Annotated in this window: 11 protein-coding genes; 8 read left to right on the top strand and 3 right to left on the bottom strand. The window is 71.7% G+C overall.

Features of this window, described 5'->3' with window-relative positions:
- The 3 genes from GH736_RS25620 to GH736_RS12860 all read left to right on the top strand — a co-directional run.
- A partial coding sequence (locus GH736_RS25620; RefSeq protein WP_328596855.1) for an ABC transporter ATP-binding protein occupies nt 1-1,310 on the top strand: 1,310 nt, incomplete at its 5' end.
- Nucleotides 1,286-2,863, top strand: a complete 1,578-nt coding sequence (locus GH736_RS12865) for a hypothetical protein (RefSeq protein WP_159603879.1) — start codon at nt 1,286-1,288, stop codon at nt 2,861-2,863. The genes GH736_RS25620 and GH736_RS12865, both read left to right, overlap by 25 nt.
- Before the next feature lie 80 nt (nt 2,864-2,943).
- Complete coding sequence (locus GH736_RS12860) at nt 2,944-3,231, top strand: DUF3039 domain-containing protein (RefSeq protein ID WP_159603877.1); 288 nt, start codon at nt 2,944-2,946, stop codon at nt 3,229-3,231.
- Between the two features lie 60 nt (nt 3,232-3,291).
- On the opposite strand, the gene GH736_RS12855 is transcribed toward GH736_RS12860, so the two are convergent.
- Nucleotides 3,292-4,611: a nicotinate phosphoribosyltransferase gene (locus GH736_RS12855; protein WP_159603875.1), complete on the bottom strand. Its 1,320-nt coding sequence runs from the start codon at nt 4,609-4,611 to the stop codon at nt 3,292-3,294.
- A 67-nt stretch (nt 4,612-4,678) separates the two neighbouring features.
- Between GH736_RS12855 and murI the strand changes: the two genes are divergently transcribed.
- The 5 genes from murI (at nt 4,679) to arfB (ending at nt 8,005) form a co-directional block, all read left to right on the top strand.
- Complete coding sequence (murI, locus tag GH736_RS12850) at nt 4,679-5,524, top strand: glutamate racemase (protein WP_159603873.1); 846 nt, start codon at nt 4,679-4,681, stop codon at nt 5,522-5,524.
- Nucleotides 5,521-6,297, top strand: a complete 777-nt coding sequence (gene rph / locus GH736_RS12845; protein ID WP_159603871.1) for a ribonuclease PH — start codon at nt 5,521-5,523, stop codon at nt 6,295-6,297. Before murI ends, rph begins: the two co-directional genes overlap by 4 nt.
- Nucleotides 6,294-6,914: an RdgB/HAM1 family non-canonical purine NTP pyrophosphatase gene (gene rdgB, locus GH736_RS12840; RefSeq protein ID WP_159603869.1), complete on the top strand. Its 621-nt coding sequence runs from the start codon at nt 6,294-6,296 to the stop codon at nt 6,912-6,914. The genes rph and rdgB overlap by 4 nt, the downstream gene beginning before the upstream one ends.
- Before the next feature lie 148 nt (nt 6,915-7,062).
- Entirely contained in the window at nt 7,063-7,503 is a 441-nt protein-coding gene (locus tag GH736_RS12835) for an iron chaperone (protein ID WP_159603867.1), read from the top strand.
- A gap of 64 nt (nt 7,504-7,567) precedes the next feature.
- A complete protein-coding gene (arfB, locus tag GH736_RS12830; RefSeq protein ID WP_159603865.1) occupies nt 7,568-8,005 on the top strand; it encodes an alternative ribosome rescue aminoacyl-tRNA hydrolase ArfB in 438 nt (145 codons plus the stop codon).
- A 22-nt stretch (nt 8,006-8,027) separates the two neighbouring features.
- On the opposite strand, the gene GH736_RS12825 is transcribed toward arfB, so the two are convergent.
- Nucleotides 8,028-8,204 carry a hypothetical protein gene (locus GH736_RS12825; protein ID WP_159603863.1) on the bottom strand — a complete coding sequence of 59 codons (177 nt, stop codon included), beginning with the start codon at nt 8,202-8,204 and terminating at the stop codon, nt 8,028-8,030.
- Nucleotides 8,201-8,323, bottom strand: a complete 123-nt coding sequence (locus tag GH736_RS25740; protein WP_407922345.1) for a hypothetical protein — start codon at nt 8,321-8,323, stop codon at nt 8,201-8,203. Before GH736_RS25740 ends, GH736_RS12825 begins: the two co-directional genes overlap by 4 nt.
- Nucleotides 8,324-8,337: the final 14 nt, after the last annotated feature.

Genomic DNA, 8,337 nt, shown 5'->3' with positions numbered 1-8,337 from the left:
CACCCGTCGCACCCGCTGCCGCGCCCGCCGCCGAGGCGGCACCCGTCGCACCCGCTGCCGGAGCGACTGCGGCCGCCGAGATCGACGAGACCACGCGCGAGCGGCCCGAGCGACAGGCCGCCGCCAGGGCTGCCGCCGTCGTCGCGGCCGCGGCGATCGCCGACGACGCGATCGCCGATCCGTCGCCGCGTGCCGAGAGCAAGGCGCCCGAGACGCCCACGGCAGCGGCCGAGGCTGCAGCCGCGGCATCCGCTGCCCCGGTCATCAGCGATCACGTACCCGTCGACGGGGCTCCGGCCACGATGACCCTGGAGGACGTCCTCTCCGATGCTGGAGTCGAGGTCGACCTCGATGCGACTGACGTGGCCGCGGCGACCACCGCGCCGCCCGAGACCGAGGCGCCGCCGATCCCGACGGTCGACACCGACCTCGAGGCACCCGATGACGCCGCCGTCGACCAGGCGGTCGCCGTCATCCCAGCTCCGCGCAAGGTCACCCCGCGCAAGAAGCGCACGCTGCGGGTGGCGCGCCCGGCGCCGTCGCCCGACGCGCCCACGGTGCTCTCGATCGAGGGCCTCGTGAAGAAGTTCGGCGACAACACCGCCGTCGACGGGATCACGCTCGACGTGCGCGCCGGCTCGTTCTTCGGCATCGTCGGCCCGAACGGGGCGGGCAAGACCACGACGCTCTCGATGGTCACCGGGCTGCTCCGGCCCGACGCGGGCATGGTCCGCATCAACGGCATCGACGCGTGGGCCGACCAACGCGCGGCCAAGCGTGCCACGGGTGTGCTGCCCGACCGGCTGCGCCTCTTCGACCGCCTCACCGGCGCCCAGCTGCTCTACTACTCCGGCGTGCTGCGCGGCCTCGACAGTCGCACCGTGCGCGAGCGGAGCACCGAGCTGATCGCCGCCTTCGGGCTCGAGGACGCCGTCGACCGCCTCGTCGCCGACTACTCCGCCGGCATGACGAAGAAGATCGCGCTCGCCTGCGCCATGATCCATGCTCCGCGCCTGCTCGTGCTCGACGAGCCCTTCGAGTCGGTCGACCCCGTCTCCGCGGCCAACCTCACCGAGATCCTCGAGCGGTACGTCGGCGGCGGTGGCACCGTGGTGCTCTCCAGCCACGGCATGGACCTCATCGAGCGCGTCTGCGACTCGGCGGCGATCATCGTGGGCGGCCGGGTGCTGGCATCCGGAACGCTCGACGAGGTGCGCGCCGGCGAGACCCTCGAAGACCGCTTCGTCGAGCTCGCCGGCGGACGCAAGGCAGCGGAAGGCATGGAATGGTTGCACAGTTTCTCCGACTGAAGCTGCGCCTGCTCGGGAACATCTTCCGGCGGAGCGTCTGGCAGGTCGTGGGGATCGTGCTCGGCCTCGTCTACGGACTGGGTCTCGCCGCGCTCCTCTTCATGACGCTCGTCGGGCTGCGCTTCGTCGGTGACGTCGAGCTCGTCCGCGACGTGTTCATCGTCGCCGGCTCGGCCACGGTGATCGGATTCGTGGTGCTACCGCTGCTCTTCGGGGTGGACGACACGATGGACCCACGGCGATTCGCGCTGTTCGGGCTGCCCGACCGCACACTGGCGTTCGGTCTCGCGATCGCCGCGATGATCGGCATCCCCGCGCTGGTGCTCGCGATCGTGCTCGCGGGAACGGTCGTGACGTGGTCGCGCGGCGTGGGAGAGACCATCCTCGCGCTGCTCGCAGCGGCGCTCGCCTTCGCCACGTGCCTGCTGCTCGCCCGCGTCTCGACCTCGATCGCGTCGGTGCTGCTCGCCACTCGGCGCGCTCGCGAGGTGAGCAGCGTGCTCGGAGTGCTCTTCATCGTGCTGATCTCGCCGATCATCGTCGTGCTCGCGACGCTCGACTGGGCGAGCTCCGGCCTCGGCCTGCTCGAGTCGCTCGCGGGCGTGCTCGGCTGGACGCCGCTCGGCGCGGCGTTCGCCGCACCGGGTGACGCCGCGGCGGGCGACTGGGGCGTCGCCATCCTGAAGTTCCTCGTGGCCGCGCTCACGCTCGGTGCGCTCTGGCTCGCCTGGCAGGCGGTCGTGGCGCGCATGCTCGTGACTCCCGGACGGGAGGCGTCGGCGAAGAGCTACCGCGGGCTCGGCTGGTTCGACCGGATGCCGCACACCGCGACGGGTGCGGTGGCCGCACGAAGCATCACCTACTGGTTCCGCGACGCGCGCTACTGGGTGTCGTTCATCATGATCCCGATCGTGCCGCTGCTGGTCATCGTGCCGCTCGGACTCGCAGGGATCCCGCTGGCCTACACCGCCCTCATCCCCGTGCCGCTGATGTGCCTGCTGCTCGGCTGGTCGCTCCACAACGACACCGCATACGACAGCACCGCGGTATGGCTGCACGTCGCCTCGGGGGTGCGTGGGGCATCCGATCGCGCCGGTCGGCTCGTTCCCGTGCTCATTGCGGGCATCCTCGTGATCGGCCTCGGCAGCTCGCTGACGGTGTTCGTCATCGACGACTGGCGGCTGCTGCCATCGGTCATCGGCGTGAGCACCGCACTGCTCCTCGGCGGCCTCGGCGTCGGCTCCATCACGTCGGCGCGGTTCCCCTACCCGGCGGTGAAGCCCGGCGACAGCCCCTTCCAGCAGCCCCAGTCGACCGGCGCGATCACGGCGCTCGTGCAGTCGATCACCATGCTCGGCTCGGTGCTCGTGGCCGCCCCGGCGCTCGCGTTCGCGACGCTCGCCTTCCTCGACGGCGACCCGACCTGGAACGCGGCGGCGTTCGCCGCGGGCACCGGGCTCGGCATCGCGGTGCTCGTGCTCGGCATCCTCGTGGGCGGCCGCGTGTTCGACCGGCGGGGACCCGAGATCCTCGGGGCGGCGCTGCGCGCCTGATCCCGGCACGACGCCCATGGGCCGGCCGGGGCGTCGCCGCGAAGGCCGACACCGCGGCATCCGCGCGTAGAATCGAGCACATGATCGATCCTGCACACGCGAGCATCGCCGACCCCGACGCCCCCGGTGGAGGCACCTCCGTGCTCGACCGCGAGCTCGAGAAGCTCCTGCAGGACGAGGCCATCGAGCCGGGCGACCACGAGCGGTTCTCGCATTACGTGAAGAAGGACCAGATCCTCGAGTCCGCGATCACCGGCAAGCCCGTCAAGGCGCTGTGCGGCAAGAAGTGGACGCCGGGGCGCGATCCCGAGAAGTTCCCGGTGTGCCCCACCTGCAAGGAGATCTACGAGCGGATGAAGTCGGCGTAGCCGCGCGCGGCGGCGCGTCGGCGCAGCGGTACGACGTGCGCTCAGCGGTACGGCGCCCGCTCAGCGGTACGTCGTCGGGATCACCGGCTCGCCGCGTCCGAGGCGGAACGCCTCGATGGGCAGCTCCTGCATGACCTCTGCACGGTGCTCACGCGCCGCACGAGTGCCCTCGGCACCGAGGAACGCCGGGGCGGCGATGCCGTCGTGCATGAGGTGCACCATGAGCGGGCGCAGCTGGCTGCCGGGCTCGAACTCCGCCTCGCCGTCGGGTCCGTCGCCGACGTAGACGATCTCCTCGCGCGCGGTGCGCGTCGAGTCGAGGCGCCGGGCTGCGTTCTTGCGCCCGCCGACGCTCGCCTTCTGCGTCGAGGCCTTCGCCACCGCGACCCACTCGCCGGCGTCGTCGCGACGGGCGACGAGCTTGTAGACCATGCCCGCCGCGGGGAATCCCGACCCCGTGACGACGGCGGTGCCGACGCCGTACGCGTCGACCGGGGCGCCCGAGAGGCCCGCGATCGTGAACTCGTCGAGGTCGCTCGTCACCGTGATGCGCGTGTCGACGGCGCCGAGCGAGTCGAGTTGCTCGCGCACCGCAGCCACCACGGTGGGCAGGTCGCCCGAGTCGATGCGCACGGCGCCGAGCCCGGTGCCGGCGACCCGCACGGCCGTCTCGACGCCGGTGGCGATGTCGTACGTGTCGACCAGCAGGGTCGTGTCAGGGCCGAAGGCCTCGACCTGCGCGCGGAACGCCGCCTCCTCGGAGTCGTGCAGCAACGTGAACGCGTGGGCTGCGGTGCCCATCGTGGGCAGGCCCCAGGTGCGACCGGCCTCGAGGTTGGAGGTGGCGTCGAAGCCCGCGATGTAGGCGGCGCGCGCCGCGGCGACCGCCGCCAGCTCGCTCGTGCGCCGCGAGCCCATCTCGGCGATCGGCCGTCCGAGGGCGACCGAGACCATGCGCGCCGCGGCACTGGCCACCGACGAGTCGTAGTTCAGCGTCGACAGCACCACGGTCTCGAGCATGACGGCCTCGGCGAAGGTCGCCTGGATGGTCAGCAGCGGCGATCCCGGGAAGTACGCCTCGCCTTCGCGGTAGCCCCAGATGTCGCCGCGGAAGCGGTAGTCCGCGAGCCAGTCGAGCGTCGCGGGGCGCACGACCTCGTTCGCCCGGAGCCACTCGAGCTCGGCCTCCTCGAAGCGGAACCGCTGCACGAGCTCGAGGAGCCGCCCGGTGCCGGCGACGACGCCGTAGCGGCGGCCGTCGGGCAGGCGGCGCGCGAACGCCTCGAACAGGCTCTCGCGGTGCGCCGTGCCGTCTCGCAGTGCGGCATCCACCATCGTGAGCTCGTAACGGTCGGTGAAGAGCGCAGCTGACCCGGTCACACGGTCAGCCTACTGGTCGGCCGCGAGCGGGCCGGTGCCACGCGACGCTCGCCTAAGCTTGAGGACCGTGACGGATGCACCGATCGGGATCTTCGACTCCGGCGTCGGCGGTCTCACGGTCGCCCGTGCCGTGAAGGACCAGCTGCCGCACGAGTCGATCGTCTACATCGGCGACCTCGAGCACTCGCCGTACGGCCCGAAGAAGATCGCCGACGTGCGCGGCTACGCGCTCGCCGTACTCGACGACCTCGTGGCGCAAGGCGTGAAGATGCTCGTGATCGCCTGCAACACGGCGTCGTCGGCGATGCTCCGCGACGCCCGCGAGCGCTACGACGTGCCGGTCGTCGAGGTGATCCAGCCGGCCGTGCGCCGGGCTGTGGCCACCACCCGCAACGGTCGTGTGGGCGTGATCGGCACCGTCGGCACGGTGCAATCGCGCGCCTACGACGACGCGTTCGCCGCGGCCCCGCACCTCGAGCTGTTCTCGCAGGCGTGCCCCCGGTTCGTCGAGTTCGTCGAGGCGGGAATCACGAGCGGCGACGAGCTGCTGGCCGTCGCCGAGGAGTACCTCGCGCCCCTCCGCGACGCGAACGTCGACACGCTCGTGCTCGGCTGCACCCACTACCCCTTCCTGAAGGGCGCCATCTCCTACGTCATGGGGGAGCAGGTCGCCCTCGTCTCGAGCGACGTCGAGACCGCCAACGACGTCTACCGCGTGCTCGTCTCGAACGGCATGGAGCGCCGATCGGCGCTGCCGGCCACCTACCGCTACGAGGCGACGGGCGGCTCCACGAGCGCGTTCCTCGACCTCGCCCACCGATTGATCGCCCCCGAGATCCCGAGCGTCGAGCTCGTCGAAACGGGCGCGCTCACCCTTCCCCACCCCGCATGGCTTCGACAGGAGAACGCATGACCGAGGCATCCGACCCCCAGGCGAAGCCGGCCCGCGCCGACGGCCGCGCCGCCGACGAGCTGCGGAAGGTGACCTTCGAGCGCGGCTGGAGCGCCCACGCCGAGGGCAGCGCGCTCGTCTCGTTCGGTGAGACCAAGGTGCTCTGCACGGCGTCGTTCACCAACGGCGTGCCGCGCTGGATGAACGGCAAGGGTCGCGGGTGGGTGACCGCCGAGTACGCGATGCTGCCGCGAGCGACCAACACGCGCAACGACCGCGAGTCGGTCAAGGGCCGCATCGGCGGCCGCACGCACGAGATCAGCCGGCTGATCGGCCGCAGCCTGCGTGCCGTCGTGGACACCAAGGGCCTCGGCGAGAACACGATCCAGATCGACTGCGACGTGCTGCAGGCCGACGGCGGCACCCGCACGGCCGCGATCACCGGTGCCTACCTCGCGCTCGCCGACGCCATCGAGTGGGCGCGCACGCAGAAGTTCATCGGGCAGAAGGCGAAGCCGCTCATCGACACGGTCTCGGCGGTGTCGGTCGGCATCATCGACGGCACCCCGATGCTCGACCTCGCCTACGTCGAGGACGTGCGCGCCGAGACCGACATGAACGTCGTCGCGACGGGCCGTGGACTCTTCGTGGAGGTGCAGGGCACCGCCGAGGGCGCCCCGTTCGACCGTCGCGAACTCGACGCGCTCCTCGATCTCGCCCTCTCGGGCACCGCGGAGCTCACGCGGCTCCAGCTGGCCGCACTCGCCGCCGGCGAGGAGGCGGCGCGCGCATGAGCCTCGAGTTCGTGCTCGCGACGCACAACGCGAAGAAGGTGCGCGAGTTCCAGCGCCTCATCGGCGAGCGGATGCCGCAGGCGGTCGTGCTGCCGTACGACGGGCCCGAGCCCGTCGAGGACGGGCTGACGTTCGCCGAGAACGCGTTCATCAAGGCGCGCACGGCGGCGGAGCACAGCGGCCGGATCGCGCTCGCCGACGACTCGGGGATCGCCGTCGACGTGCTCGGAGGCGCCCCCGGCATCTTCTCCGCGCGCTGGGCGGGCGAGTCCGCCGGCGACGAGGCCAACGTGCAGCTGCTGCTCGGACAGCTCGCCGACGTACGACGGCCGAACCGCGGCGCCGAGTTCCACTGCACGATCGCGCTGGTGGTGCCCGACTCGGTGCTGGCCGGCGGGCACGAGTTCGTCGCGGAGGGCTCCTGGCGCGGCAGCCTGGCGTACGAGCCCCGCGGGTCGCACGGCTTCGGGTACGACCCGATCTTCGAGCCCGAGGGGCTGGAGGTCACCGCCGCCGAGCTGCAGCCGGCGGAGAAGGATGCCCGCAGCCACCGTGCACGGGCGTTCGTCGAGCTGCTGCCCGAGCTCGAGCGCATCGCGGCGCGGCTCGAGGGCTGAGGCATCCCGACCCTGCGGCGCGCACGGCGAGGCATCCGGATCGGAGCAGTTTCGGAGAAGCGGCCGACGAACGCCCCTCGCTAGCCTGAATCCGACGGCCCCGACGCGGGGTCGCAGACCAGCAGGATCCGCGAAGGGAAGGACCACGATGGCCAAGAGCGACACGTCCGGAGGGCTCACCGCCGAGGAGCGCGACGCGGTCAAGCAGCGCGCCAAGGAGCTGCGCGAGCAGGAGAAGGCCGGCAAGAACCGTGCGGCGGGCGACAAGGCCGTGCGCGACGCGATCGCCGAGATGGAGCCCGACGACAAGGTGCTCGCCGAGGGCCTCTACAAGGTCGTGACCGAGGTGGCGCCCGACCTCGTGCCGAAGACGTACTACGGCATGCCCGGGTTCGCGAACGCCGAGGGCAAGATCGTGGTCTTCATCCAGGCCGCAGCCAAGTTCAAGACCCGCTACGCGACCATCGGCTTCGAGGACCGGGCGAAGCTCGACGACGGCGACCTGTGGCCCATCGGCTACGCGATCCGCAACTGGACGCCGGCAGTGGAGGAGCAGATCACCGCGCTCGTCCGCAAGGCGGTCGGCTGAGCACGGGAGTACACCGAGCGGTTCGCATGTGAGCTCCCGCGAAGCGGGGGAGGATGATGGATCCATGCCCGCTGCCCACCGCCCCGGCCTTCGGGTCGACTCGGGACTCACGATCCCCGAGTCCGAGCTGTCCTGGCGGTTCTCGCGGTCGTCCGGCCCGGGCGGCCAGGGCGTGAACACCGCCGACTCCCGGGCCGAGCTCGTGTGGGATGCGGCAGGCTCGGCGGTGCTCTCCCCGCTCCAGCGGGAGCGGATCCTCGAGCGTCTGAGCAGTCGCCTGGTCGACGGGGTCCTGACGATCACGGCATCCGAGCACCGTGCGCAACTGCGCAACAGGGATGCCGCGCGCGATCGGCTCGCCGCGGTCGTGGCCGACGCACTGCGACCGCCGCCACCGTCGCGACGACCGACCCGTCCGACTCGCGGTGCGAAGGAACGGCGCCTCGAGGCCAAGAAGCGGCGCACCGACGTCAAGCGACTGCGTCGCCCACCTCACGACTGACCGTCGGGTGGCGTCCCCTGGCCTAGCTCTCGGGTGACAGGAGCGCGTTGAGGTCGCCGACCGGACCGAGGTGGCGGAGCTTGTCGGGGTTGAGCTGGTTGCCCACGACCGAGATCCGGCCTCCGTCGACGTGCACCATGAGCAGGCTCAGCGTCGCGTCGTCGGGGCCGCTCACGCGGAGCGCGGGGTCGCCGTTCATCGAGGTGCGGTCCAGATGCGCTCCGCGGCGGTGGCGACGTGGAGAGCAACCTGTCGGCGGTGCTCGGTCAGCGAATGACGGAACAGGTCTTGGTATGCCGGGGTGGGCTGGTACTCGATCGGCAGCGCCTCGG

The organism is Agromyces humi, from assembly GCF_009720255.1.
Classification (GTDB): Bacteria; Actinomycetota; Actinomycetes; order Actinomycetales; family Microbacteriaceae; genus Agromyces; species Agromyces humi.
This window is presented reverse-complemented; position numbering and strand designations above follow the sequence as displayed.